This window comes from Modicisalibacter sp. (genome assembly GCF_055145905.1).
Window position 1 is genome coordinate 56920 of the sequence record NZ_JBSREH010000044.1, and the last position, 25683, is coordinate 82602.

The window sequence follows — 25683 nt, forward strand, 5'->3', positions numbered from 1 at the left end:
CCCGCCCGCGGCGGTCCAGGGAAAGGCTGCACGAGTGTGACAAGGACGGTTAAAAGGAGATGCCGATGAGCACCACGATGATCGATCAGCACCCCGCCTGGCAGGCACTGCACGAACACGCCGACACGATGCGCGACATCCACCTGGCCACCCTGTTCCGGGAGCCGGGGCGCTATCCCGATTTCAGCCGCCGGGCCGCCGGGCTGATGCTCGATCTGTCCAAGCAGCGCTGGCGCCACGAGACCCTCGACAAGCTGCTCGACCTGGCCCGCGCCGCCGGGGTGCCCGAGGCGATCGGCCGTCTGCTGGCCGGCGAACGGGTCAACATCAGCGAGGATCGCCCGGCGTTGCATACCGCGCTGCGCCTGCCGGCGGACGCGCGTCTGGTGGTCGACGGCGAGGACGTGGTGCCGGCCGTGCACGCCACCCTCGACAGGATGGCGCACATCGTCGAGCAGTGCCATGCCGGGCAGTGGCGGGGCGCCACCGGCAAGGCGGTGACCGACGTGGTCAACCTCGGGGTCGGCGGCTCCGACCTGGGGCCGCTGATGGTCTCCCACGCCCTGGCCGACTATCGCCCGCGGGACATCCATCCGATCGAGGTGCACTTCGCCTCGACCATGGACGGTTCCCAGCTCGCCGACTACCTGACCCGCTTCAATCCGGAGACGACGCTGTTCGTGCTGTCGTCGAAGTCGTTTACCACCGTCGACACCCTGTCCAACGCGCGCACCGCCCAGGACTGGCTGATGAGCCACCTGGTCAACGGCGACGGCGACCGCGAGCTGGTCCAGCGCCAGCACTTCATCGGCGTCTCGGCGAGCCCCGAGAAGATGAGCGAGTGGGGCATTGCCGAAGATCACCAGCTGGAATTCTGGGAGTGGGTCGGTGGGCGCTATTCGCTGTGGGGCGCCATCGGCCTGCCGATCGCCCTGGCGGTGGGCATGGACAACTTTCGCGCTCTGCTCGCCGGCGCCCATTCGATGGACCGGCATTTCGCCGAGGCCGAGCTCGAGGCCAACCTGCCGGTGTTGCTGGCGCTGGCGGGTATCTGGAACAACAACTTCCTCGATATCCGCGCGCATTCGATCCTGCCCTACGACGGTCGGCTGGAGTTCTTTGCCAGCTACCTCGAACAGCTGGAGATGGAATCCAACGGCAAGTCGGTGACCAACCACGGCGAACTTACCCACTATTCGACCTGCCCGGTGCTGTGGGGCCAGCTCGGCCCCAACGCCCAGCACGCCTTCTATCAGCTGCTGCACCAGGGCACCCAGGCGGTGGAGTGCGACTTCATCGCCCCGATGCGCCGCTACGACCGTGTCGAGGACGAGGCGACCCGCCAGCATCTCAAGAACCAGCATCGCCTGACGCTGGCCAACTGCTTCGCCCAGTCCCGGGTGCTGATGCTGGGTGACGAGGCGATCGACGACGATGGCCCGCGGCCCAGCCACAAGCGCTACCGGGGCAACCAGCCGTCGACCACGGTGCTGCTCGAGCGCCTGACGCCCGAGACGCTGGGGTCGCTGATCGCGCTCTACGAACACAAGGTCTTCGTCCAGGCGACGATCTGGGATATCAACCCCTTCGATCAGTGGGGGGTGGAGCTGGGCAAGAAGATTGCCACCCAGACCGAGCGTGTGCTGGCTTCCCGCGAGGGGGTCGAGGCGCTGGATGAGTCCAGCCGTGGTCTGATCGAGGCGGTCTGGGAGGCCGAGTCGCGCAATTGATGCTGTTTATCCATCCAGGTTTTGGGTATGCTGAGTGACCGCCTGAACACGGCGCCGGTCGACGGTGTGCTCTACCTCCACGGCTTCAACAGCGGCAGCGCCTCGCCCAAGGCGCAGCTGATGCGCGCCGCCTGCGCGAGCCTGCGTCACGGCGGCCGACCGTTGGCATGCCGTACGCCGCAGCTGTCGCACCGGCCGGACGCGGCCCTGGCGCGGGCCGAGGCCGAACTGGCCGAGCTCGGCGACAATGTGCTGCTGGTGGGCAGTTCGATGGGCGGTTTTCTGGCCAGCGTGCTGGCGGAACGTCACGACCTGCCGGCGGTGGTGATCAACCCGGCGGTGGCGCCGGCCGGGCTGGTCGATGCCTGGTGGGGCCAGGCGTTCGTCAACCCCTACAATGGTGAACGCTTCACCGTCGAGGCGGCGCACCGGGAGGCGCTGGCGGCCATGACGCCGGCGTACCTGACGCCTGAACGCTACCTGCTGCTGCTGGGTACCGCCGACGAGACCCTCGACTGTCGTGATGCGTTTCGCGCCTATCGCGGCTGCCGCATGCTGATCGAGCCGGGCGGCGATCACGGCTTCAGCCATCTGGCAGCCTATCTGCCCGCGGTGCTGGCGCACGGCGGGCATACGTTCGCCGGCCCGCTCGACGCCCCGTCCGCGCCCTGAGTTCAGCGACATCATCGACAGCTTCATGGATACCGCATGACGCAATACAGTGCCTCTTCGATCGAGGTCCTATCGGGCCTCGAGCCGGTGCGCAAGCGCCCCGGCATGTACACCGACACCACGCGGCCCAACCATCTGGCGCAGGAAGTCATCGACAACAGCGTCGACGAGGCGCTGGCCGGCTACGCCAGGGAGATTCGCGTCAGGCTGCTCGACGACGGCGGCATCGAGGTCAGCGACGACGGCCGCGGCATGCCCATCGACATCCACCCCGAACACGGCCTTTCGGGGGTCGAGCTGATCCTCACCAAGCTGCACGCCGGCGGCAAGTTCTCGCAGTCCAGCTACCGCTTCTCGGGCGGCTTGCATGGCGTCGGGGTGTCGGTGGTCAATGCGCTCTCCGAACGCCTTGAGGTCGAGGTCTGCCGCGATGGCAGCCGGCATGCCATCGCCTTCGCCAGGGGCGAGAAGGTCGAGGAGCTCAGCGTGATCGGCAGTTGCGCCAAGCGGGCCACCGGCACGGTGGTGCGCTTCTGGCCCGAGACCGCCTACTTCGATTCGCCCAAATTGTCGCTGCCGCGGCTCAAGCACCTGCTGCGTGCCAAGGCGGTGCTGTGTCCCGGGCTCAAGGTGGTGCTCACCGAGGCCGATGGCGCCACCAGCGAGTGGCAGTACGCGGACGGCCTGCGCGACTACCTGGCGCAGGCCAACGACGGCTTCGAGGTGCTGCCGGAGTCGCCCTTCGTCGGCCATTTCGCCGACGACGAGCAGGGCGTCGACTGGGCGATCCAGTGGCTGCCGGAGGGCGGCGAGCCGTTGATGGAATCCTACGTCAACCTGATTCCCACGCCGCTCGGCGGCACCCACGTCAATGGCCTGCGCTCGGGGCTGCTCGAGGCGCTGCGCGAGTTCTGCGACTACCGCAGCCTGCTGCCGCGCGGCGTCAAGCTGACCCCGGACGACCTCTGGGAGCGGGTGTCCTTCGTGCTCTCGGTGAAGATGCTCGACCCGCAGTTCGCCGGCCAGACCAAGGAGCGGCTGTCGTCGCGCACCGTCGCCGGCTTCGTCTCCGGGGTGGTCAAGGACGCCTTCTCGCTGTGGCTCAACCATCACGTCGACCAGGCCGAGGCGCTGGCCGAGCTGGTGATCAGCGCCGCCCAGCGCCGTCAGAAAAGCGCGAAGAAGGTGGCGCGCAAGAAGGTCACCGCGGGGCCGGCGCTGCCCGGCAAGCTGGCCGACTGCTCGGGGCAGGACCCGGCGGCCAGCGAACTGTTCCTGGTCGAGGGCGACTCGGCCGGCGGCAGCGCCAAGCAGGCCCGGCATCGCGAGACCCAGGCGATCCTGCCGCTGCGCGGCAAGATCCTCAACACCTGGGAGGTGGAGTCCCACGACATCTACAACTCCCAGGAGGTCCACGACATCGCCGTGGCGATCGGCGCCGACCCGGGCAGCGGCGACCTGACCAAGCTGCGCTACCACAAGATCTGCATCCTCGCCGATGCCGACTCCGACGGCCTGCACATCGCCACCTTGCTGTGCGCGCTGTTCGTGCGCCATTTCCCGGCGCTGGTCGACGCCGGCCACGTCTACGTGGCGATGCCGCCGCTGTACCGCATCGACCTCGGCAAGGAGGTTCACTACGCCCTCGACGAGAGCGAGAAGGCGGCGATCCTCAAGCGCCTGGAGGGCAAGCGCGGCACCCCGAATGTGCAGCGCTTCAAGGGCCTCGGCGAGATGAGCCCGCTGCAGCTGCGCGAGACCACCATGGCGGCCGATACCCGTCGGCTGGTGCAGCTGACCCGGGCCGACGGCGACGGCACCGGCGAGATGCTCGACATGCTGCTGGCCAAGAAGCGGGCCTCGGACAGGAAGAGCTGGCTGGAAGATTACGGCAACCTGGCGGACATAGAGGTGTAGCCACGCCATGACCATGGATATCCACGTGGAGGAGGGCGACGTCGAACGCCTCTCCCTGAAGGAATACACCGAGAAGGCGTATCTCGACTATTCGATGTACGTGATTCTCGATCGCGCGCTGCCGCACGTCGGTGACGGCATGAAGCCGGTCCAGCGGCGCATCATCTACGCCATGCGCGAGCTGTCGCTGACCGCCAACGCCAAGTACAAGAAGTCGGCGCGTACCGTCGGCGACGTGCTGGGCAAGTTCCATCCCCACGGCGACAGTGCCTGCTACGAGGCGATGGTGCTGATGGCCCAGCCGTTCAGCTACCGGTATCCGCTGGTCGACGGCCAGGGCAACTGGGGCAGCCCCGACGATCCCAAGTCGTTCGCGGCGATGCGCTATACCGAGGCGCGGCTGTCGAAGTTCTCCGAGGTGCTGCTCGGCGAGCTCGGCCAGGGCACCGTCGACTGGATGCCCAACTTCGACGGCACCATGAACGAGCCGGCGGTGCTGCCGGCGCGCCTGCCGCACGTGCTGCTCAATGGCGCCACCGGCATCGCGGTGGGCATGGCCACCGACATTCCGCCGCACAACGTGCATGAGGTGGTCGAGGCGACCTGCCATCTGTTGCGCCACCCGGACGCCACGGTGGGCGATCTCGTCGCCCATGTGCCGGCCCCGGACTTTCCCACCGAGGCGGAGATCATTACCTCGCGGGCCGATCTCGCCAAGCTCTACGAGAGCGGCCGCGGTTCGGTGAAGCTGCGCGCCCGCTACAGCCTGGAAGAGGGCAATGTGGTGATCACCGCGCTGCCCTACCAGGTCAGCGGGTCCAAGGTGCTCGAGCAGATCGCCGACCAGATGCAGAAGAAGAAGCTGCCGATGGTCGCCGACCTGCGTGACGAGTCGACCCACGAGACGCCCACGCGGCTGGTCATCGAGCCGCGTTCCAGCCGTGTCGATATCGAGTCGCTGATGGCGCATCTGTTCGCCACCACCGATCTCGAGAAGAACGTGCGCGTCAATCTCAACGTCATCGGCCTCGACGGCCGCCCGCGGGTGCTGTCGCTGGCCGAGATGCTCGGCGAGTGGCTGCGCTACCGGCGGGCCACGGTGCGCCGGCGGCTCGAGCACCGGCTGGGCAAGGTCGAGGATCGCCTGCACATTCTCGAGGGCCTGCTCGCCGCCTACCTCAACATCGACGAGGTGATCCGCATCATCCGCGAGGAGGACGAGCCCAAGCCGGCGCTGATCGAGGCCTTCGGCATTTCCGAGCGCCAGGCCGAGGCGATCCTCGAGCTGCGCCTGCGCCACCTGGCGCGTCTCGAGGAGATGAAGATCCGCGGCGAGCAGGATGACCTCCAGGCCGAGCGCGAGCGACTCAAGGAGCTGCTCGGCAACGACGCGGCGCTCACCGACCTGATCGAGGAGGAACTGCGCGAGGCCGATCGCGAGTACGGTGACCCGCGCCGCTCGCCGATCGTCGAGCGCGAAGAGGCCCGAGCGCTGTCCGAGGTCGAGCTGATGGGCGCCGACCCGATCACCGTGGTGCTCTCCGAGAAGGGCTGGATTCGCAGTGCCAAGGGCCACGATATCGACCCGGCGGGGCTCTCCTACAAGGCCGGTGACCGCTTCCATCTCGCCGCCCGCGGCAAGACCAACCAGCCGCTGGTGCTGCTCGACGACAGCGGGCGCGCCTATACGCTGACCGCCCACAACCTGCCCAGCGCCCGCAGCCAGGGTGAGCCGATCACCGGGCGCATCAACCCCCCTGCCGGTGCGCACATGATAGGGGTCTTGCTGGCCCCGCCGGATACCCGTTACCTGCTGGCGTCCGACGGCGGCTACGGGTTCCGTACCTCGCTCGAGGCGCTGATCGGCAAGAACAAGGCCGGCAAGGCGGTACTCAGCGTGCCCAAGGGCTGCAACGTCCTGCCGCCGCGGCGGGTGCCGGAGGAGGCCGAGGGGGCGCGTGTCGCAGTGGTGTCCAACGAGGGGCGGTTGCTGGTCTTCGATCTCGATCAGCTGCCGGAAATGGCCAAGGGCAAGGGCAACAAGATGCTCGACATCCCCGGCCCGCGAGCGGCCCGGCGCGAGGAGTTCATCCGCGACTGGGTCGTGCTGCCCCCCGACGCGCCGCTGGTGGTGCAGGCCGGCAAGCGCAAGCTGACCCTCAAACCCGACGACCTCGGTTATTATGCCGGCGAACGCGGCCGGCGCGGCAGCAAGCTGCCCCGTGGATTCCAGAAGGTCGACCGGCTCGAGGCGGGTTCTTGAGCCACGGGCCGCGGGGTTCGCTCGTGGCCCGTGGTCCAGGGGGCGTCGCGATTCATGATGTGAGGATGCAATGACACAACGATTTCTGATTCGCGCCACGGGCAGCGCCCAGCCCGGCCAGCTGGCCGGGCTGGGCAAGGCGCTGGCCACCTGTGGCGCGCGGCTGCTGGACATCAACCAGAGCGTGACCTTCGGTATCGTCGACTTCGAGGCGCTGGTGGGTCTCGACCACGATGCCAGCCTCGAGGCCACGCTGGCCGAGGCCGGCGACCACCTGGGGCTCGACGTCCAGGCCATCCAGGTCGCCGCCGAGGACTACCATCGCTGGAGCGCCCAGGCCAGCCGGCCCCGGCTGATCCTCACCCTCCTGGCGCCGCGCCTGCCGGCGGGCATTCTCGCTGAGGTCGGCGCGCTCACCGCCGAGCACGGCCTGACCGTGGAGCTGATCCATCGTCTGTCGGGGCGTGAGCCGCTGGGCGGCACCCCGCTGGACGGCGAGGCGCCGGAACACGGTGCCTGCGTGGAGTGCTGGCTGCGCGGCGAGGAGGTCGACCTGGAAAGCCTGCGCGAGCGGGCACTGGCACTGGGCGCCATGCACGGCGTGGACATCGCCATCCAGGAGGACTCGATCTGGCGGCGGCATCGCCGGCTGATCTGCTTCGACATGGATTCGACCCTCATTCAGACCGAGGTGATCGACGAGCTGGCGCGCCGTCATGGCGTCGGCGACGAGGTGGCGGCGGTCACCGAGCGTGCCATGCGCGGTGAACTGGATTTCCAGCAGAGCTTTCGCGAACGCATGGCGAAGCTCAAGGGACTCGACGAGTCGGTGCTGGCCGAGATTGCCGAGAACCTGCCGTTGATGGACGGGCTCGAGCGGCTGATGGCCCACCTCAAGCGGCTGGGCTATCGCACGGTGATCCTCTCCGGGGGATTCACGTATTTTGCCCGCCACCTTCAGAAACGCCTGGGTTTTGACGAAATACATGCCAACGAGCTGGTAATCGAGAACGGCAAGGTGACCGGCGAGGTGCGCGAGCCGATCGTCGATGCCGACCGCAAGGCGGCGCTGCTGGCCGAGATCGCCGAACGCGAGGGCCTGCGGCTCGAACAGACCATCGCCGTGGGTGACGGTGCCAACGATCTCAAGATGCTCGCCACCGCCGGGCTGGGCATCGCCTTTCGCGCCAAGCCGCTGGTGCGCCAGCGGGCCCGGCAGTCGATCTCCACGCTGGGCATCGATGCCGTTCTCTACCTGATCGGCTATCGCCACGGGGACCTGGAAGCCTGATTCCGTGGCCGGATCACACAACTATCGGGAGCGGCCGTCGTCAGGGAGGCCGGGTCGCTCCGCCCTGACGGGAAATACATTCATGGAGACACTGAGCGAGACACCGACCCAGGTGATCGAGCATCCGCGGGAAGTCGCCGACATTCTCGACGCACTGACACAGCCCGGCGATATCTCGTTGATCTTCGAGGACCAGTCCTCGGTGCCGCACTCCGTCCTGCTGGTCGAGTACCAGGAAGGCGAGCACCTGATACTCGATGTGACCGCGGCGCCGGAGGTGGCCAGCGGTCTGGTGGCGGAGCGCCCGTTCCGGCTTTCGGGGCAGGCGCGCGGGGCGATGGTCTCGACCCACCCGCTGACGGCGAGCCCGATGAACGGTACGCCCGGACGGTTGCGCTTCTTGTGCCCCTATCCCGAGGCGTTCGACGCCTGGCACCGCCGCCACGCCTTCCGCGCCGAGCTCAAGTCGGGCATGCAGGTGCCCGTCGAAATCACGCTCGACACGCGGGTGATTCGCGGCGAGCTGCTCAACCTTTCCCTGGGGGGCTGTCTGTTGCAACTGCCGCTCGGCGAGGCGGTGCACCTGGAGCAGGGGCAGATTCTCGACCGGGTCGAGGCGATCTTTCCCAGCGGTCAGCGCCTGGAAGCGCGGGGCGAGGTACGCCACGTGACTTCAGACGACCGCTGGCAGCGGGCGCTGGTCGGCTTCGCCTTCGATGACGCGGCGCCGCGCTTCGAGCGACTGGTGTGGTATCTGGTCAAGGAGATCGAGCGCGAGAGTGCCCGGGATGCCGTCAGCGGCCGCAACCTGGCGCCGTCGCCGCTGTTTCAGCCCCCTGCCGACAAGCCGTCGCTGGCGGCGCAGACGGCCAGCGAGACGCGTTATGCCACGCCCATGGCGCGCCGCCTGAGCAAGGTGGCCGATCTGCTCAACGCCCAGGTGCTCGAACTCAGGCAGGGGCAGCGTCTGGACAGCGCGCGGTTGTCCAAGGCCAGTGACCTGCTGTTGAGTCTTCTGGAACAGGACCGCGAGGCACTGCTGTTCGCCACCGTCTGCCTGCAGCGCGAGCCGGTGGTCGTGCAGCACGGCATCGCCGTGGCGGCGCGGCTGGCTGATCTGGTGGCCAGCCGCCAAGTCCCTCGCGAGCTGCTCAAGGCGGTCGTGGCTTCGGCGCTGGTGCATGATCTGGGCAAGGCGCTGCTGCCTGATGCACTGCTGTCCGCCAGGCAGTTCGACGACGAGCAGCATCGCCAGTTGACGGGGCACGTCGAGGCGCTGCGCGAGCGTCTCGGGGAGTGCCGCTGGCTGGCGCCGGACGTCGTCAAGAGCGTGGTCGTCGAAATCAATGAGCGGCTCGACGGCAGTGGCTACCCGCAGGGGCTTTCGGGCGAATCGTTGTCGACGCTGGGCCGGGCCGCCGCAGTGGTCGATGTCGTGGATGCCATGGCGCGGCCCCGGCCGGATCGCCCCGCCCGGAGCACCGAGGTCATCTACCGTCACTTGCTGACCCACGGCGAGCGGTTCGACTCCCAATGGGCGCAACGCTATATCCGCCGTTTCGGCCTGCAGCCGATCGGCAGTCTGGCGGCCTTTGCCAGCGGTGCGGTCGGCTGGATCCACCGGCTCGACGAGAAGGGCAATCCGGCGCTGGTGCATGTGGTGCGCAACCGCTTTACGCCCGACAAGCGCCTCGACCAGTGGGCCCGTGGTCGTGAGGTCGAGCGTCTGGGGCGCTTCGAGCAGTTGCTCGACCCGGCCGGCGAGGGGTTGTCTCTTTGCTGAAGCACGCAGTCGCGGCGGGCGAAGCGGGAGAGAGCCGTCTACAGTGAAAGCATTGTCACAGGCGTTCCAAGAGGCTGTCATGACCTATTCGCCCGATGTTCTCGATGCGCTCAACCTGCTGTGTCTGTTCAACCTCGATACCCGTCAGGAGGGGCTCAAGGTCCACGGCTCGGCGGACCCGGCCCAGGTGGCGGCGGCGCGTCGCCTGTATGATCAGGGGCTGGTGACCCAGGCCGATGGCGGCTACCTGACCGAGAGAGGGCGCGAGGCGGCCGAGCAGGCACAGGCGCTGTGGCGGCTGCTGGTGGCCGAGCCGGTGACCACGGGGTGAGGCGAGTGTCCCCGGAAAAGCCGCGAGCCAGGCGCGGCGGGGCGAGCGGAGTTGACAAGCCTCGCGGGAATTGATTTCTTGAGGGCATGACACACGGTTCTGCGACTTTCTCACTAGCGTCACGACTACGCCTGCGCACCGGCCTCTGAAGCCGGTGCAAGGTGTATATCCGTCCTGACGTTCAGCCAATCACGAGAAAGTCCCATGCCGTTCTACCATTCCCGATACCCCATGACGACCGTTACGCCGAACGCCGGCACCTCTGCCCATGCCGAGCGTGTCGTCGTCCAGTGCGCGAAATGGGTCGAGTCCGCCAGTCACGCCCCGCCGACGATGCCGTCGGTGGGGCGTTTTCGTTGCGGCCCGGCTCGCGCGTTCCGCCGTCGTCACGCCGAGGAGACTACGCCATGATGTTGTCCGACCCGTCCGTCAAGTACCGTCCCTTCGAGGCCGTCGATCTGCCCGATCGCCAGTGGCCCAATCGCCGGCTGACGCAGCCGCCGCAGTGGTGCAGCGTCGACATGCGTGATGGCAATCAGGCACTGATCGATCCCATGGACCTGGAACGCAAGCGGCGCTTCTTCGAGCTGCTGGTGGACGTCGGCTTCAAGCAGATCGAGGTGGGCTTCCCGTCGGCCTCGCAGATTGACTTCGACTACGTGCGAGAACTGATCGAGAACGACCGGGTGCCCGACGACGTGACCATCCAGGTGCTGACCCAGGCGCGTCCGCACCTGATCGATCGCACCTTCGAGGCGCTCAAGGGGGCCAAGCGAGCGATCGTCCACGTCTACAACGCTACCGATCCGGTGTTCCGGCGGGTGGTGTTCGGCGTCGACAAGGCCGAGTGCATCCAGATCGCCACCGACGCCACCACGCTGATCAAGCAGCGCATGGCCGAGCATCCGGAAACCGAGTGGACCTTCCAGTACTCGCCGGAACTGTTCACCTCCACGGAGCTGGACTTCGCCGTGCAGATCGTTGACGCGGTCAGTGCCACCTACGGCCCGACCCCCGACAAGCCGATGATCGTCAACCTGCCGGCCACCGTGGAGATCGCCACGCCCAACCATTATGCCGACCAGATCGAGTGGTTCTGCCGGCATGTGGCGCGGCGCGACAGCCTGATCGTCAGCCTGCACCCGCATAATGATCGCGGCACCGGCGTCGCCGCCGCGGAGCTGGGGGTGATGGCCGGCGCCGATCGCGTCGAGGGCACGCTGTTCGGCAACGGCGAGCGGACCGGTAACGTCGACATCGTCACGCTGGCGATGAACCTCTACACCCAGGGCGTACACCCGGAGCTCGACTTCTCGAATATCACGCCGATCATGCGTGAGGTGGAGCACTGCAACCAGCTGCCGGTACACCCGCGTCACCCCTATGTGGGCGATCTGGTGTTCACCGCGTTCTCCGGTTCGCACCAGGACGCCATCAAGAAGGGCATGGCCGAGCGTCGCGAGAATCCCGACGGCATCTGGGCCGTGCCTTATCTGCCTATCGACCCGCTCGACGTGGGGCGCACCTACGAGGCGGTGATCCGCGTCAACAGCCAGTCGGGCAAGGGCGGCGTGGCCTATCTGCTCGAGCAGGAGTTCGGCATCGAGCTGCCGCGCCGGCTGTCCATCGAGTTCAGCCAGGTGGTGCAGGCGGTGGCCGAACGCACCGGTCGCGAGATCACCGCGGAGATGATCTATCAGGCCTTCGCCGATGAATACCTGACGGCGGATTCCCACTACCGCCTGCTGCATCATCGTCTGAGCTCCGAAGGCGACGGGCCGCGCCTGCAGCTCGAGGCGACGCTGGCCGTCGACGGTGACACCCGCGAGGTGCGCGGCATCGCCAATGGGCCGCTGGATGCCTTCGTCAAGGCGCTGGCCGCCGACGGCCGCGACATCGAGATCATCGATTACCACGAGCACGCCCGTGGTCAGGGGTCCGACGCCGAGGCGATCGCCTACGTGGAGGTACGCATCGCGGACCGGTCGGTGTTCGGCGTGGGCATCGACGAGAGCATCACCAGCGCATCGATGAAGGCCGTGCTGGGGGCGATCAACCGCCACCTGACCGCCGACCAGGCCGTGGCGCCCAACGTCACCGCCGAAACGCTGGCTTGAACCGAGTTCAGGCAGCAGTAAGCGGTAAGCGATAAGCTGGCAGTAATAACCCCCAAGGCCTCGCCTGGGGGTTCTTGTTGCTCACGGCTCACAGGGGCGTCTTGCTTGCCTCGCCGGGGATTTCTCGCACCAGCCGCGGCAGCAGGAAGCCGGCCAGGCGATCGCGCAGGGCGCGGTGCAGGGCACGCGCCTCGCCGTCGGGCACGTCGAAGTGCGCCGCGCCGGCCACCGGGTCCAGCACGTGCAGGTAGTAGGGCAGGATGCCGGCGGCGAACAGCGCCTCCGACAGCTCGGCGAGCACGGCCACGTCATCGTTGACGCCGCGCAGCAGCACGCTCTGGTTGAGCAGGGTCACGCCGGCGTCCTTCAGCCGTGCGCAGGCGGCGATCACCGCGTCGTCGATCTCGGCGGGGTGGTTGATGTGCAGCACCATCACCGTCTGCAGGCGCGTGGCGGCCAGCCAGTCCAGCAGGGCGTCGTCGACCCGGTCGGGAATCACCACCGGCAACCGGGTATGCAGGCGCAGCCGCTGCAGGTGCGGAATCGCCGCCAGCTCCTCGACCAGCCATGCCAGCCGAGTATCGCTGGAAGCGAGCGGGTCGCCGCCGGAAAGAATGGCTTCGCGGATGGTCGTGTCCGCGCGCAGGTAGTCGAGGCTTTCCTGCCACTGCTCGCGGGACGGCGAGTTCTCGGCATACGGGAAGTGGCGGCGGAAGCAGTAGCGGCAGTTGATCGCACAGGCCGGGCTGGTGATCAGCAGCACGCGCCCGACATACTTGTGAATCAGCCCGCGCCGCGGGGTGTGCTCCGCCTCGGCCAGCGGGTCGGTGACGAAACCCGGCGGCGTGCGGGTCTCGGCCGTCACCGGCAGCACCTGGCGCAGCAGCGGGTCGGCCGGGTCGCCGGGGCGGATGCGCCGCAGGTAGGCCTCGGGCACGCGCACCGCGAACAGCTCGTGTCCGGCCTCGGCCCCGGGCAGCCAGTCGGCATCGAGGCCGAGACGCTCGAGCAGTTCGCGCGGGTCGCGCACGGCATGGCTCAACTGGGTCTGCCAGGATCCGGTCCGATGAATCGGGGCGGCGGGCACGGCTTCCGTGCGCTGCAAAAGACGCGGGCTTCGGGTTATCATTCGGGGCACCATTCGATGGGGCGAGGCCGTCACCGGCCTGGCCGAAAACATTACGTGCGTGGCCGCCAGGCGGCGCGCCGAGATCATCAGCGAGGAATCATGGCGAGCTATTCTACCAACGAATTCAAGGGCGGTCTGAAGGTGATGCTGGACGGCGATCCCTGCGCCATCGTCGACAACGAATTCGTCAAGCCGGGCAAGGGCCAGGCCTTCAACCGCGTCAAGCTGCGCAACCTGATGACCGGCCGTGTCTGGGAGCGTACCTTCAAGTCCGGCGAATCGCTGGAAGCCGCCGACGTCCTCGAGCTGGACATGGAGTATCTCTACAACGACGGTGAGATGTGGCACTTCATGAAGACCGACGGCTCTTTCGAGCAGTACGCGGTCGACAAGCGGGCGCTGGGCGACACCGAAAAGTGGCTCAAGGAGCAGGTGGCCTACACGGTGACGCTGTGGAACGACAACCCGATCAGCGTCTCGGCGCCGAACTTCATCGAGCTGGAAGTCACCGAGACCGACCCCGGCCTGAAGGGCGACACCGCCCAGGGCGGCTCCAAGCCGGCGACGCTGTCCTCCGGCGCGGTGGTGCGGGTGCCGCTGTTCATCAATGAAGGTGAAGTGCTCAAGGTGGATACGCGGACCGGGGAGTACGTCTCTCGCGCCTGATGAGCGGCCCTTCCTGCGCTCGCTCGTACGGTGTTGAATCCCGGGACGGCTTGCTCATTTAGCGCTGCTGAACTCCGCCGCCTTACCCGGGATTCGCCTGGTCCGAGCGTCGCTCGGAGAGGGCTTTGGCAATAGGGCTCATGACGCTCTAAACGATGCCAGCCCGTTTATCCTGTCGAAGCCACGCTTTGGGGCGTGGCTTTTTCGTACATGAGGGATGGTAATGACCATCGATTGGCAGCCCACGGCAGAGATCGCGACGCTGCGCGAGCGGGCGCGGCTGCTGGCCCGGGTGCGGGCGTTCTTCGCCGAGCGCGACGTGCTGGAGGTGGAGACGCCGGTGCTGGGCCACGGCGGCAGCACCGAAGTGCATCTGGATTCGCTGTGCACCGAGGCGAGGACGCCGGCGGGGCGTGAGCGACTGTGGCTGCAGACCTCACCGGAGTTCGCCATGAAGCGCCTGCTGGCGGCGGGCAGCGGGCCGATCTTCCAGCTGGCGCGCTGCTTCCGCGACGGCGAGACGGGAGCGCGGCACAATCTCGAGTTCACCATGCTCGAGTGGTACCGGCCGGGCTTCTCGCTGGCGGCGCTGATCGACGAGACCGAGGCGTTGGTGAGAGCCCTGCTGCCCGGGCGCGGCGCCTGTCGCCGGCATCGCTACCGCTCGCTGTTTCGCGAGATGCTGACTGTCGATCCATTCACCACGCCACTCGAAGACCTGCGCCAGTTGGCCGGGGAGCGGGGCGGTCTGGACATGCGTGACGCCGATCGCGACGGCTGTCTGGACCTGCTGATGAGCTTCTGCATCGAGCCGTATCTGGGGCGCGAGGGTATCGACGTGGTGGTGGACTACCCGGCCAGCCAGGCGGCGCTGGCGCGCCACGGCGTCGATGACGAGGGCGACGCTGTGGCCGCGCGCTTCGAGCTCTACGTCGACGGCCTGGAGCTGGCCAACGGTTACGATGAACTCGTTGATGCCGACGAGCAGGCCGCCCGCTTCGCCGCCGACAACGCCGCCCGTGAGGCCGCCGGCAAGCCCGCGGTGGACGTCGACCAGCGCCTGATCGCCGCGCTCGAGGCGGGCATGCCCGAAGGCAGCGGGGTGGCACTGGGCATCGATCGGCTGATCCAGCTGGTGCTGGGCCACCGCGAGCTGGCCGAGGTGCTGGCTTTTCCCGCGTCGCGCTGCTGAGTCTGATTCAGAACGCTTCTCGCTCCGGCAACAAGACCTGGCGCGGCCTGGGCGCTACCCTTGCCATCTGACCGCCATGAAGGGTGGACGTGCCGGAATGGAAGGAAGTGCTTTAGCCCGAGACTGCCGGGTTGGCTCACTTGCGGAACTCGGGCAATGCCTGTACGCCCAGATCGGCAGCCTCAATGGCGCCGGCGAGGTAGCCCGGGAACCGGGGTGACCACTCGCTGGCGATACCGGTCAGGCGTTCATGCCAGGGCCCGGTCGTGGCCGTGGCGTCGGGTGCTGCGGCGTGCTGGGCGGTCGGTTGCCGGTCGGCGACGGTGGCCGTGCAGGAATCCTGAGCCCAGTCCTTGATGAAGTCGACTGCCGGTGTCGCGGCCCGAGGGCCGAACAGGCGCGCCATCTGAACGCGACAGTGCAGGCGGAGTTGATCATCGGGAACGCTTTTTCGGGTCTGTGCAGGCACGCCAAGGAAGCCGAACAGCGCCGCATGGCCGCCTGGCACGGATGCGTCGTGGATCTCGCCCAGCGGGCCGAGGGCGCTGCGGGCCTCGCCGGAGAGTCCCTGTTCGCGCCAGAACGGATGATCGTAGAGGGCGATGTATTTGGCGTGGGGCGCCATCCAGGTAGGCGTCCCGCGCCACTGTCGGGCAAGTGCCCGCGGCAGGGAGGGGGAGAAGGTGATGCTGTCCTCGGCCAGTCGTGGCGGCACTGCCAGCAGCACCCTCTCGGCGCGCTGGATCATGGTTCGCCCGGATGCGTCTTCGCTGTCCAGCTCGATGTGCGATGCTGTCGCGCGCAGGTGATGAACCCTCTGGCCGGTGAGGATACGTGCCGTATCCAGGCGCCGGTGGAGGGCATCGGCCAGCGCGCCCATCCCACCGATCAGGCGCATCGAGGGGGGTGAGTTCGCGAAGCCTTGCATCCGCGTGGGAGGCTCGTCGGGCGAGCGCTCCATCAGCATGTCTCCGGTCTCGAACTGCGCGAAACGCTCCAGGCCCAGCTCCTCGACGAGACAGCCCAGCCGGTGCTGGAAGCCGGGCCAGAACCAGGTCGGTCCGAGATCGAAGTGGTCGACCGTATCCGGCGATGCCCATGGCGCGGACGCCGATTCAATGCGGCCTCCGAGGCGATCACGGGCCTCGAGGAGCAGGTAGTCTCGAATCCCTGACTTCTCGAGCCGGAAAGCGGCATACAGGCCCGCCAGTCCCGCCCCGACGATGGCTATACGCGTGGTGCGCATTCAGAGGCCTCTGCTGTTATCCGGCTCAGATGACCGGTCTTCAGATAGAAGGTGACGCCCTCCGGGCCGGCAATCAGTCGTGGCTGATCGCCGACGGGCAGGCGGATCCAGCTATCCGGCGGATAGCCGTGCCCCTCGATTACCAGTTCACCTTTCAGTACCAGCAGCTCGGCACCGCCGGCTGTCTCGTCGGGAAAGGCAGCGTTCGGCGCCAGGCGCTGCAGGCTGACGCGCTCGGTGCCACGGGAGAACAGAGGGCAGACGTCGCGACCCTCTTGACGGTGCCAGTTCGTCGAGTCGCCAGTATCGATACGCACCTGGCTGTCATCATCCGGCGACATCTGCCGCAGCTTGACGAAGATAGTGGCCCCCTCGTGGCTGAAGGGCTGGTGGGACGAGCCTGGCGGATTGCGTATATACCAGCCGGCTGGATAGTCGCCACCCTCATCGGAGAAGATGCCGGAAAGCACCAGGATTTCTTCGCCACCGGGATGCCGGTGAGCCGGGAAGTGGGAACCGGCGGCGTAACGCACGATGCTGGTGGCACGGGCCTGTTCGGCCCCGATGCGGTCGAGCATCACCCGCTCGACACCGCCCTGGGGCGAGGTGACCCATCGGTGCTGGTCCGGAGTCACGTTGACGCGACGCGTGAAGTCGGCATTGACGAGCATGATCGTTCCTCCAGGCATGGGAAGAGGGGCGGGTCCCGGCGATTCGGGACACCGGTTGCAGTACCACTGGCTTTTGTTTTGGTTGCGGCGGCCATGACGCCGCCACCCACGTTTCGGTAGCTTCGGCGGTTCAACCTGTCCGGTCTGACAGCAGGAAGGCGATCCCCTCGGCGACGTCCTGCGGGGTGCCGATGCGGCCGACCGGAAGACGGGGCGGGCTTTCCCGGCGTCACAAGCCCCGAGGGATCTACGCGCTGACTTCTCGTGCCGCCCCTGGCCTGGTACAGGCTCTCAATCCGCGGTGCCGGGCAGGCGCTCGGCTTGATCGGCGGCGGCCGGCGTGCCCGGCAGCTCGCCCAGCGACTGGCGCATGCGCACCAGGCTGGCATCGGCCTGCAGGTCCTGGCGGAATGCCACCGGCTCGGCGGTGCATAGGATGACCGTCGAGCCCAGCTTGAAGCGGCCCATCTCCGCGCCGCGGGCCAGCTCCACCGGGGTGTCGAAGCGGGTGCTCTGGATGCGTCCGGCCAGGGGCGTGATCTGCCCGGCCCACACGGTCTCGATGGCCGCCACGATCATCGCCCCGACCAGCACCATCGCCAGCGGCCCCTGGGGCGTGTCGAAGAAGCACACCAGGCGCTCGTTGCGGGCGAACAGGTCGGGGACATGCTCGGCGGTGGCCAGATTGACCGAGAACAGCCGGCCGGGGACGTAGACCATCTCGCGCAGGGTGGCGTCCAGCGGCATGTGCACGCGGTGGTAGTCGCGAGGCGAGAGGTAGATGGTGGCGAAGCTGCCGCCGCGGAAGGTCGCCGCCCGGTCGGCGTCACCGCCGAGCAGGGTGGTCAGCGAGTAATGCCGCCCCTTGGCCTGGACCAGGGTGCCGTCCTCGAGGCGCCCGGACTGCGAGAGCAGGCCGTCAGCGGGCGAGACCAGTCCCTCGCCGAGCGGTCGGGCGTCGTCGCGCAGTGCGCGGGTGAAGAAGTCATTGAAGCAGGGGTAGGCACGCGGATCGGGTTCGCGGGCCTGGCTCATGTCGACATCGAAGGTGCGGATGAAGCGCCGGATCAGCCGGTCCTTCAGCCACGGCGTGCGGCATTCGGCGAATCGGCCGATCAGGCGTGACAGCCCGTGATGGGGCAGGGGGTACTGACTCAGGGCGAACAGCTGGGCGCGATCCACGGCAGGCATCCACGGCTGGAAAACGAAGCCGCCACGATAGTCGCGGCGGCCGGGGAGCGCAATATGCGGGCTTCAGGGCTTAGGGTGTCTCGACCGGGGTATCGTCGCGGTTTCCCCATTCCTTCCAGGACCCGGCGTAGCCGCGCATGTGCTCGAAGCCCAGCGCCTTGCCGACCAGCCAGGTGAAGCCGCTGCGGTGATGGCTCTGGCAGTGGGTGGCCACTTCCATGTCCGGGGTCAGCCCCAGAGCCTCGAGTTCGGTGACCAGCTCGGCGTAGTCGCGGATGCGCAGGCCGCGCTCGGGGTCCATGGCGCGGGTCCACTCCAGGTTGACCGCGCCGGGGATATGTCCGAGGCGGCGATTCTGGCCCTTCTCGCCGCGGTATTCCTCGGGAGAGCGTGCATCCCAGACGGCCAACGTTCGATCGCCGAGGCGTTCGAGAAGCTCGTCGCGGGTGATCAGCACCTCGGGATGACGGATCTCGGCCTGGTAGTCGCTGGGGCGCGGCAGGCGCGGTTCGCGGCTGGTCTCGAGCCCGGCGGCGCGCCAGGCGCGGATACCGCCGTTGAGATAGGAATAGCGGGTATGACCGATCAGTTCGAGGGTCCACAGCAGGCGTCCGGCCCAGCCGCCGCCCTCGTCGTCGTAGGCCACAACGTGCGTATCGCGGGTCAGGCCCAGCGACGAGAACAGCTCGGACAGTGCGGCCTCGTCGGGAACATCATTGGGCACGTCGCCGCTGCCGGCCATCAGGCGGCGATGGTCGAGAAAGACCGCGCCGGGCACGTGCCCCTCGTCGTAGCTCTCGGCCTTGAGCGGCACATCGATGATCAGCAGCTGGGGGGCATCGAGATGCTCGGCGAGCTGGGCGGGCTCCACGATCAGCGGTAGCAGGTTGTCTTCAGAGCTCATCGTCGACTCCTTTCGGTCAGCGGATGTCCGGATGATGTCACAGCCGCCGGCGGCTGGCGACCGCCCCGGCGTAGCGTTCCGTCGCGGCTCAGCGGCCGGCCTGTTCGTCGAGGATGCGGCGGTAGCTGGCGAAGCGTTCGGCACTGATCTCGCCGGCGTCGATCGCCGCCTGCAGGGCACAGCCGGGTTCATCACGATGGCGGCAGTCGCGGAATCGGCAGCGGCCCAGGTAGTCGCGAAACTCGACGAAGCCGTCGGTGATCTGTCGGGCGTCGAGGTGGCCGAGGCCGAACTCGCGGATGCCCGGCGAGTCGATCAGTTCGCCGCCGGCGGGCAGGGCGTAGAGCCGGGCGGTGGTGGTGGTATGGGTGCCCTTGCGCGAGTCCTCGGAGAGTGCGCCGATCCGCAGGGCTTCATCCGGCAGCAGGCGGTCGATGAGCGAAGACTTGCCCACGCCGCTCTGGCCGACGAACACCGAGGTGCGCCCGGTGAGCTGGGCATGCAGGGCGTCGAGGCCGGTGTCGCCCCGGGTGGTGGCGCGTACCACCGTGTAGCCGAGGCCGCGGTAACGCTCGAGCAGGTGCGCGAGGGCGCCGCCGTCCTCGGGCAGCAGGTCGGTCTTGTTGAGCACCAGCACCGGCATGATGCCGGTGGCCTCGGCGGCCACCAGGTAGCGGTCGATCAGGTTGGCGAAGGGGGCGGGCTCGACCGCGAAGACGATCAGAATCTGATCGATGTTGGCCGCCACCGGCTTGAGCTGGCCGCGGGCGTCGGGGCGCTCGAGAACGTTGTCGCGCGTGTCGCGGGCCACCACCACGCCGCTGTCGTCGTCGGCCCGGCGCCAGACCACCCGGTCGCCGGTGACCAGGCCCTCGAGATTGGCGCGCAGGTGGCAGCGGTGCAGGGTCGCGTCGGTGTCGCCGCGAACATCCAGTGTGCGGCCGAAGTGGGCGATCACACGCCCGGGCTGCTCAGGGCCATGTTCACCGGCTTCCAGCGAGCGGGTCTCGCGCTCGGCCTGGCGTTCGGCACGGGCGGCGCGTTCGGCCTGGATCTTCTCGATGCGCCAGCGCTGCTGGCGGGATAGCTTGCGTTTGCTCATGGGGCCTCGGCGAAGCGTACAATGGCAGGCATTGTAACCAGCCACGCCGCCGCTGTCCGACCCCTTCCCCGGATCGGATAGCGCCGCCACCGACCAAGGAGCCGCCAATGGCCGATGCCAACGCCCCGCGCAACGATCGTCTGGTATGGATCGATCTCGAGATGACCGGGCTCGATCCCGACCGGGAGCGCATCATCGAGATCGCCACCCTGATCACCGACAACGAGCTGAACCCGATCGCCGAAGGGCCGGTGATCGCCGTCAAGCAATCCGACGCCCTGCTGGCGGGCATGGATGACTGGAACACCAAGACCCACGGCGACTCGGGGCTGATCGACCGGGTCAAGGCCAGCACGGTGGATACCGCCGAGGCCGAGCAGCGCACGCTGGACTTTCTCAAGCAGCACGTGGTGGCCAACTCCTCGCCGATGTGCGGCAACAGCATTCATCAGGACCGGCGCTTCCTGGAGCGCGAGATGCCCGAACTGCTGGCGTTCTTCCACTATCGCAACCTCGACGTCTCGACCCTCAAGGAGCTGGCCAAGCGCTGGAATCCGGCGGCGCTCAAGGGCTTCGAGAAGCGCGCCAGCCATCAGGCCCTGGACGACATTCGCGAGTCGGTCGCCGAGCTGCGCCACTATCGGCGTACCTTCCTCAACCTCGAGGCGCCGAGGCACGACGAGGAGGAATGAAAGCTATAAGCTGTAAGCGTTAAGCGGTAAGAAAAACCTGACTAGAACGGCTTATTGCAGATCGTCTGGCTTACGGCTTGCGGCTTGCGGCTTACGGCTTGCGGCTTACGGCTTACGGCTTACGGCTTACGCGTCGCTGGCGATCCGTGCCTGCCGCTTGTCGCGCTGGCGCGCGAGGGCCCAGCGCACATGCTCGCGAACCAGATCCGAGGGGTAGGCGAGCCGGGCGCGCAGCGCGGCCTCGACGGCGCGGCTCCAGGGCGCGTTGCCCAGCCCCACGGCGAGGTTGCGCAGCCAGCGTTCATAGCCGATGCGGCGAATCGCGCTGCCCGCGGTCCTGTCGAGGAACTCCGCCTCGCTCCAGGCGAACAGGGTCAGCAGGTCGGCGCGGTCCAGGTCGTGGCGGGGGGCGAAGTCGCCCTCGCGGCTGACCCGGGTGAAGCGGGTGAAGGGGCAGACCAGCTGGCAGTCGTCGCAGCCGTAGACGCGATTGCCGATCGCCTCGCGGTAACGCTCGGGGATGCTGCCGTGCAACTCGATGGTCAGGTACGAGATGCAGCGCCGCGAGTCGACCACCTTGTCGTCGACGATCGCCCCGGTGGGGCAGGCCGTGCGACAGGCGCTGCAGCTGCCGCAGTGCTCGCCCTCGAAGGGCGCATCCACCGGCAGCGGCAGGTCGGTGTAGAGCTCGCCGAGGAAAAACAGTGAGCCGGCCCGGGGGTTGAGCAGCATGGCGTTCTTGCCGAACCAGCCCAGCCCGGCCTTCTGGGCCAGGGCGCGCTCCATCACTGGCGCCGAGTCGACGAAGGCGCGGTAGCCAAAGGCGCCGACCTCCGCCTCGATGCGCTTGGCCAGCTCGGCCAGGCGCTTGCGGATCAGCTTGTGGTAGTCGCGGCCCAGGGCGTAGCGCGAGACGTAGGCCTTCTCGGGCCGGCCGAGTACCTGGGTGGTCTCGACCTCGGGCGGCAGGTAGTCCATGCGCGCGCTGATCACCCGCAGCGTGCCGGGCACCAGTTCGGCCGGGCGGGTGCGCTTGGTGCCGTGCCGGGCCATGTAGTCCATCTCGCCGTGATGGCCGGCGGCCAGCCAGCGCTCGAGGTGGTGCTCGTGGCTTTCCAGGTCGGTATCGGTGATGCCGATCTGCTGGAAGCCCAGTTCACGGCCCCATTGCTTGATGCGCTCGGCGAGCGTGTCCAGGTCGATCGGCTCGCGGACGGAAGAGGATTGGCTGGCGCTCATGGAGTCCTGTCGTTCGACTGGCGTGGGAGGCTGAAATCGCCGGCAGGCGCAGCCTACACTATTCGCCAGCCAACGGTCATGTTCAGGAGACGACGATGTCCAACCACCCCCTCTACCTTGCCGAACAGGTGCGCGAGATCGACCGTCGTACCATTGCTGCGGACACCGCCAGCGCCCTGCCTGGATTTACCCTGATGCGCCGCGCGGCCCGGGCGGCCTATGCCGAATTGCGCGCGCGCTGGCCCGAGGCCCGGCGACTGAGCGTGGTCTGCGGCGGCGGCAACAACGGCGGCGATGGCTATGTGCTGGCCGCGCTGGCCGCGGCCGAGGGGTTGACGGTGCAGCTGCTGGCGGTGCGCGATCCGGCGAACCTCGATGGCGATGCGGCCCGCGCTCACGAGCTGGCCCGGCTGGCTGGCGTGGAGGCGCTGGCCTGGTCGCCCGATGTCACCCTGAGCGGCGAGGTGGTCGTCGATGCCCTGCTCGGCACCGGCCTCGGCGGCACGGTACGCGAGCCCTTCGATGCGGTGATCGCGACACTCAATGCCAGCGGCCGGCCGATCCTGGCGATCGATATCCCTTCCGGGCTGGCGGCGGATTCCGGTCGGGTGCTGGGCTGCGCGGTGCGGGCCGACCTCACGGTCACCTTCATTGCCGACAAGCTGGGTCTGCACACCGGCCAGGCCGCGGACCAGGTCGGCGAGCTGGCCTTCCGCGACCTGGGCGTTATAGCCGAGGCGCATGAGGACCTGGTGCCGGCCGCCGAGTGTCTGGGGGCGGAGATCGTCGGCGAGGCGTTGCCGCCGCGAGCACGGAGCAGCCACAAGGGCGACTTCGGCCATGTGCTGGTGGTCGGCGGGGCGCCGGGCTTCGGGGGCGCCGCGCTGCTGGCCAGCCAGACCGCGGCCCGGCTGGGGGCCGGCAAGGTCAGCCTGGCCACCGCGCCCGAGCATGTTGCGGCCAGTCTCACCCGCACCCCGGAGGTGATGGCCCGGGGCGTGCGTGGCGTCAGCGATGCCCGCCCGCTGCTCGACGGCGCGGATGTGATCGTCGTCGGTCCCGGGCTGGGGCAGGGCGCCTGGGGCCAGGGGTTGCTGCAGGCGGCGCTGGAGGCCGGCAAGCCACTGGTGGTGGATGCCGACGCCCTCAATCTGCTGGTGACGTGCTGGCCCGGCACGCGCCGCGACGACTGGCTGCTCACGCCGCACCCGGGCGAGGCCGGGCGACTGCTGGGCTGCTCGGGGCGTGAAATCCAGATCGACCGGCTGGCGGCGGTGAAGCGCCTGCAGGCCGAGCGCGGCGGCACGGTGATCCTCAAGGGCGCCGGCAGCCTGGTGGCCGGCCCGGAGGGGGTCGGGCTCTGCCCTTTCGGCAACCCCGGCATGGCCAGCGGCGGCATGGGCGATGTGCTCTCGGGGTTGCTGGGGGCGCTGGTCGCCCAGGGACTGACGCTGGAGGTAGCAGGGCGGGTCGGCGTGGTGCTGCATGCCCGCGCCGCCGACCGGGCGGTGGCCGAGCGGGGTGAGCGTGGCCTGCTGGCGGGTGATCTGGCATCCTATGCGCGAATCTTGGCGAATGGCTGATCCCGTGACGACGATGGATATCTCACTGCCCGACGAAGCCGCCCAGGTAGCCTTCGGCGAGGCCCTGGGGCGGGCCCTGGCCGGCCGGGGGCGCCTCTACCTGGAGGGCGAGCTGGGCGCCGGCAAGACCACCCTGACGCGCGGTATCCTGCGGGCCTACGGTCATCAGGGAGCGGTCAAGAGCCCCACCTATACCCTGGTGGAGCCCTACACCCTGCCCACGGCCCGGGTGAATCACTTCGACCTCTATCGCCTGGGCGATCCCGAGGAGCTGGAGTTCATCGGCGGGCGCGAGCTGCTCGACGACGAGGGGGTGAGCGTGGTCGAGTGGCCGAGCCGTGGCGAGGGTTTCCTGCCCGCGGCGGATCTCATCGTCACCCTGCGGGTGGCCGCGACGGGGCGCAGTGCCCGGTTGCAGGCGGGTACCGAGCGTGGGCGAGCGGTGCTTGCCCGGCTTGGGGATGACGAGGTCGAGGGCCGGCAATCGCCATGAGGGAGCGTGTCGCCACATTCCGTGCCCGCCTGTCTCGTCTGGCCATGACGCTGCTCGTCGGCGCCGTGGTGCTGGGTGCCATGCCCGCCGAGGCCAACACGCTCGACAACCTGCGTTTGTGGGCGGCGCCCGACCACGTGCGTCTGGTGTTCGACCTCAGTGCGGCGCCCGACGCCAACATCTTCTCGCTCGACAACCCGCGGCGACTGGTCGTCGATCTGGATGACACCCGGCTGGCCTCGGGGGCGGGCACGCCCGACGTCAGCGACAGCGCCATCGACGACATCCGTACCGGCGTACGCCATGGCAAGGACCTGCGGGTCGTGCTGGATCTCAATCGTCGGGTCGAGCAGCGTCACTTCACCCTGCCGCCCAACGAGCAGTACGGCCACCGTCTGGTGGTGGATCTCGAGTATCCCGGCGAGAGCGCGGTCAAGGATCCGATCGACCCCATCGAGGCGATGATCCGTGACCAGGAAATCTCCGCCGGGCTGGCCAAGACCCAGGCGAAGGCGGGCGGCAAGGCCGAACCGGCCACGGTCGGCGCCCGGGAGAAGGCCAAGCCGCATCCCAAGCGCGATATCATCATCGCCGTGGATGCCGGTCACGGCGGCGAGGACCCGGGGGCCATCGGTTCAGGGGGCGTGCGCGAGAAGACCGTCACGCTGGCCATCGCCCGTCGGCTCAAGCAGATCATCGATGCCGCGCCGGGCTTCAAGGCGGTACTGATTCGTGACGGCGACTATTACGTGGGGCTGCGCCAGCGCACCCTGCTGGCCCGCGACCAGAAGGCGGATTTCTTCGTCTCGATTCACGCCGATGCCTTCAAGAGCCCGCGCCCCCACGGCAGCTCGGTCTTCGCCCTATCGCAAAGCGGCGCGACCTCCGAGACCGCCAAGTGGCTGGCCGCCAGCGAGAACCGTTCCGACCTGATTGGCGGGGTCGACGGCAACCTCAACCTGGCCGACAAGGATCGCGTGCTGCGCGGGGTGCTGCTGGACCTGACGATGACCGCCACGCTCAACGACTCGCTGGCTGCCGGCAGCCAGGTGCTCGACCGGCTCGACCGCATCAACGACCTGCACAAGTCGCGGGTCGAGCAGGCCGGCTTCGTGGTGCTCAAGTCGCCGGACATTCCCTCGCTGCTGGTGGAGACCGGCTTCATCTCCAATCCGAACGAGGCGCGGCGGCTGACCAGCAGCGCCTATCAGCGCAAGCTGGCGCAGGCGATCTTCGCCGGGCTCGACGCGCACTTCCACCAGAATCCGCCGCCCAACAGCCTGCTGGCCTGGCAGCGTGATCAGCAGCGTGGCCGACAGGCCAACGAGTATCGCATTCAGCCCGGCGATACCCTCTCCGAGATCGCCTCGCGCCACCAGGTGTCGCTCAGCGCCCTGCGCGAGGCCAACTCGCTGAAGGGCGACGCGATCCGGGTGGGGCAGGTACTGCGGATTCCCCGGGGGTGATGAGC

21 protein-coding genes are annotated in these 25683 nt (G+C 68.2%); 14 read left to right on the forward strand and 7 right to left on the reverse strand.

Annotated features, from left to right (window positions below):
• Positions 1–65: 65 nt before the first annotated feature.
• The 8 genes from pgi to leuA all read left to right on the forward strand — a co-directional run bounded on the left by pgi (position 66) and on the right by leuA (position 12104).
• Positions 66–1730 (forward strand): glucose-6-phosphate isomerase, encoded by a 1665-nt coding sequence (gene pgi, locus ACTCB7_RS13210; RefSeq protein WP_463007015.1) that lies wholly within the window; start codon positions 66–68, stop codon positions 1728–1730.
• A gap of 27 nt (positions 1731–1757) precedes the next feature.
• A complete protein-coding gene (locus ACTCB7_RS13215) occupies positions 1758–2402 on the forward strand; it encodes a YqiA/YcfP family alpha/beta fold hydrolase (RefSeq protein ID WP_463007016.1) in 645 nt (214 codons plus the stop codon).
• A gap of 36 nt (positions 2403–2438) precedes the next feature.
• Positions 2439–4319 (forward strand): DNA topoisomerase IV subunit B, encoded by a 1881-nt coding sequence (parE, locus tag ACTCB7_RS13220; RefSeq protein ID WP_224415323.1) that lies wholly within the window; start codon positions 2439–2441, stop codon positions 4317–4319.
• A gap of 7 nt (positions 4320–4326) precedes the next feature.
• Positions 4327–6582: a DNA topoisomerase IV subunit A gene (gene parC / locus ACTCB7_RS13225; RefSeq protein ID WP_463007017.1), complete on the forward strand. Its 2256-nt coding sequence runs from the start codon at positions 4327–4329 to the stop codon at positions 6580–6582.
• A gap of 70 nt (positions 6583–6652) precedes the next feature.
• On the forward strand, positions 6653–7873 hold the full coding sequence (gene serB / locus ACTCB7_RS13230) for a phosphoserine phosphatase SerB (RefSeq protein WP_224415321.1): 1221 nt from the start codon (positions 6653–6655) through the stop codon (positions 7871–7873).
• A gap of 82 nt (positions 7874–7955) precedes the next feature.
• On the forward strand, positions 7956–9656 hold the full coding sequence (locus ACTCB7_RS13235; protein ID WP_463007018.1) for an HD domain-containing phosphohydrolase: 1701 nt from the start codon (positions 7956–7958) through the stop codon (positions 9654–9656).
• Between the two features lie 79 nt (positions 9657–9735).
• Complete coding sequence (locus tag ACTCB7_RS13240) at positions 9736–9987, forward strand: TIGR02647 family protein (RefSeq protein ID WP_224415319.1); 252 nt, start codon at positions 9736–9738, stop codon at positions 9985–9987.
• A gap of 407 nt (positions 9988–10394) precedes the next feature.
• Positions 10395–12104, forward strand: coding sequence for a 2-isopropylmalate synthase (leuA, locus tag ACTCB7_RS13245; RefSeq protein WP_463007019.1), 1710 nt, complete (start codon positions 10395–10397; stop codon positions 12102–12104).
• Between the two features lie 88 nt (positions 12105–12192).
• On the opposite strand, the gene epmB is transcribed toward leuA, so the two are convergent.
• The gene (gene epmB / locus ACTCB7_RS13250; RefSeq protein ID WP_463007020.1) at positions 12193–13233 is read right to left on the reverse strand and encodes an EF-P beta-lysylation protein EpmB; all 1041 of its coding nucleotides are present in this window, start codon (positions 13231–13233) and stop codon (positions 12193–12195) included.
• A 99-nt stretch (positions 13234–13332) separates the two neighbouring features.
• Between epmB and efp the strand changes: the two genes are divergently transcribed.
• Positions 13333–13899 (forward strand): elongation factor P, encoded by a 567-nt coding sequence (gene efp / locus ACTCB7_RS13255; RefSeq protein ID WP_224415316.1) that lies wholly within the window; start codon positions 13333–13335, stop codon positions 13897–13899.
• 223 nt (positions 13900–14122) lie between these two features.
• On the forward strand, positions 14123–15091 hold the full coding sequence (gene epmA / locus ACTCB7_RS13260; RefSeq protein ID WP_463007021.1) for an EF-P lysine aminoacylase EpmA: 969 nt from the start codon (positions 14123–14125) through the stop codon (positions 15089–15091).
• 136 nt (positions 15092–15227) lie between these two features.
• Here the strand turns inward: epmA and ACTCB7_RS13265 are convergent, their stop codons facing one another.
• The 5 genes from ACTCB7_RS13265 to rsgA form a co-directional block, all read right to left on the reverse strand.
• Positions 15228–16337, reverse strand: a complete 1110-nt coding sequence (locus ACTCB7_RS13265; RefSeq protein WP_224415314.1) for a flavin monoamine oxidase family protein — start codon at positions 16335–16337, stop codon at positions 15228–15230.
• On the reverse strand, positions 16319–17008 hold the full coding sequence (locus tag ACTCB7_RS13270; protein ID WP_224415313.1) for a cupin domain-containing protein: 690 nt from the start codon (positions 17006–17008) through the stop codon (positions 16319–16321). Before ACTCB7_RS13270 ends, ACTCB7_RS13265 begins: the two co-directional genes overlap by 19 nt.
• A 291-nt stretch (positions 17009–17299) precedes the next feature.
• The gene (gene asd, locus ACTCB7_RS13275; RefSeq protein ID WP_463007022.1) at positions 17300–18190 is read right to left on the reverse strand and encodes an archaetidylserine decarboxylase; all 891 of its coding nucleotides are present in this window, start codon (positions 18188–18190) and stop codon (positions 17300–17302) included.
• Positions 18191–18269: 79 nt separating this feature from the next.
• Complete coding sequence (locus ACTCB7_RS13280; protein WP_463007023.1) at positions 18270–19103, reverse strand: sulfurtransferase; 834 nt, start codon at positions 19101–19103, stop codon at positions 18270–18272.
• 88 nt (positions 19104–19191) lie between these two features.
• Positions 19192–20205 carry a small ribosomal subunit biogenesis GTPase RsgA gene (rsgA, locus tag ACTCB7_RS13285; protein WP_463007024.1) on the reverse strand — a complete coding sequence of 338 codons (1014 nt, stop codon included), beginning with the start codon at positions 20203–20205 and terminating at the stop codon, positions 19192–19194.
• 107 nt (positions 20206–20312) lie between these two features.
• Between rsgA and orn the strand changes: the two genes are divergently transcribed.
• On the forward strand, positions 20313–20897 hold the full coding sequence (orn, locus tag ACTCB7_RS13290) for an oligoribonuclease (RefSeq protein ID WP_463007025.1): 585 nt from the start codon (positions 20313–20315) through the stop codon (positions 20895–20897).
• Between the two features lie 126 nt (positions 20898–21023).
• Here orn and queG read toward each other — a convergent pair whose 3' ends face one another.
• A complete protein-coding gene (gene queG, locus ACTCB7_RS13295; protein WP_463007026.1) occupies positions 21024–22136 on the reverse strand; it encodes a tRNA epoxyqueuosine(34) reductase QueG in 1113 nt (370 codons plus the stop codon).
• A gap of 95 nt (positions 22137–22231) precedes the next feature.
• Here queG and ACTCB7_RS13300 point away from each other — a divergent pair, with 95 nt between their 5' ends.
• From ACTCB7_RS13300 to ACTCB7_RS13310, 3 genes are read left to right on the forward strand one after another with little or no spacing between them, the layout of a single operon-like run.
• Positions 22232–23719: an NAD(P)H-hydrate dehydratase gene (locus ACTCB7_RS13300; protein WP_463007027.1), complete on the forward strand. Its 1488-nt coding sequence runs from the start codon at positions 22232–22234 to the stop codon at positions 23717–23719.
• A gap of 13 nt (positions 23720–23732) precedes the next feature.
• Positions 23733–24212, forward strand: coding sequence for a tRNA (adenosine(37)-N6)-threonylcarbamoyltransferase complex ATPase subunit type 1 TsaE (gene tsaE, locus ACTCB7_RS13305; protein WP_163647519.1), 480 nt, complete (start codon positions 23733–23735; stop codon positions 24210–24212).
• Positions 24209–25678: an N-acetylmuramoyl-L-alanine amidase gene (locus tag ACTCB7_RS13310; protein ID WP_205596178.1), complete on the forward strand. Its 1470-nt coding sequence runs from the start codon at positions 24209–24211 to the stop codon at positions 25676–25678. The genes tsaE and ACTCB7_RS13310 overlap by 4 nt, the downstream gene beginning before the upstream one ends.
• Positions 25679–25683: the final 5 nt, after the last annotated feature.

Coding starts and splice junctions, on each gene's coding strand:
- ACTCB7_RS13265 (WP_224415314.1), bottom strand. CDS start 16,337: ATGCGCACCACGCGTATAGCCATCGTCGGGGCGGGACTGGCGGGCCTG.
- epmB (WP_463007020.1), bottom strand. CDS start 13,233: ATGATAACCCGAAGCCCGCGTCTTTTGCAGCGCACGGAAGCCGTGCCC.
- ACTCB7_RS13300 (WP_463007027.1), top strand. CDS start 22,232: ATGTCCAACCACCCCCTCTACCTTGCCGAACAGGTGCGCGAGATCGAC.
- leuA (WP_463007019.1), top strand. CDS start 10,395: ATGATGTTGTCCGACCCGTCCGTCAAGTACCGTCCCTTCGAGGCCGTC.
- tsaE (WP_163647519.1), top strand. CDS start 23,733: ATGGATATCTCACTGCCCGACGAAGCCGCCCAGGTAGCCTTCGGCGAG.
- epmA (WP_463007021.1), top strand. CDS start 14,123: ATGACCATCGATTGGCAGCCCACGGCAGAGATCGCGACGCTGCGCGAG.
- orn (WP_463007025.1), top strand. CDS start 20,313: ATGGCCGATGCCAACGCCCCGCGCAACGATCGTCTGGTATGGATCGAT.
- parC (WP_463007017.1), top strand. CDS start 4,327: ATGACCATGGATATCCACGTGGAGGAGGGCGACGTCGAACGCCTCTCC.
- ACTCB7_RS13280 (WP_463007023.1), bottom strand. CDS start 19,103: ATGAGCTCTGAAGACAACCTGCTACCGCTGATCGTGGAGCCCGCCCAG.
- serB (WP_224415321.1), top strand. CDS start 6,653: ATGACACAACGATTTCTGATTCGCGCCACGGGCAGCGCCCAGCCCGGC.
- ACTCB7_RS13215 (WP_463007016.1), top strand. CDS start 1,758: ATGCTGAGTGACCGCCTGAACACGGCGCCGGTCGACGGTGTGCTCTAC.
- ACTCB7_RS13235 (WP_463007018.1), top strand. CDS start 7,956: ATGGAGACACTGAGCGAGACACCGACCCAGGTGATCGAGCATCCGCGG.
- pgi (WP_463007015.1), top strand. CDS start 66: ATGAGCACCACGATGATCGATCAGCACCCCGCCTGGCAGGCACTGCAC.
- ACTCB7_RS13240 (WP_224415319.1), top strand. CDS start 9,736: ATGACCTATTCGCCCGATGTTCTCGATGCGCTCAACCTGCTGTGTCTG.
- efp (WP_224415316.1), top strand. CDS start 13,333: ATGGCGAGCTATTCTACCAACGAATTCAAGGGCGGTCTGAAGGTGATG.
- parE (WP_224415323.1), top strand. CDS start 2,439: ATGACGCAATACAGTGCCTCTTCGATCGAGGTCCTATCGGGCCTCGAG.
- queG (WP_463007026.1), bottom strand. CDS start 22,136: ATGAGCGCCAGCCAATCCTCTTCCGTCCGCGAGCCGATCGACCTGGAC.
- ACTCB7_RS13270 (WP_224415313.1), bottom strand. CDS start 17,008: ATGCTCGTCAATGCCGACTTCACGCGTCGCGTCAACGTGACTCCGGAC.
- ACTCB7_RS13310 (WP_205596178.1), top strand. CDS start 24,209: ATGAGGGAGCGTGTCGCCACATTCCGTGCCCGCCTGTCTCGTCTGGCC.
- rsgA (WP_463007024.1), bottom strand. CDS start 20,205: ATGAGCAAACGCAAGCTATCCCGCCAGCAGCGCTGGCGCATCGAGAAG.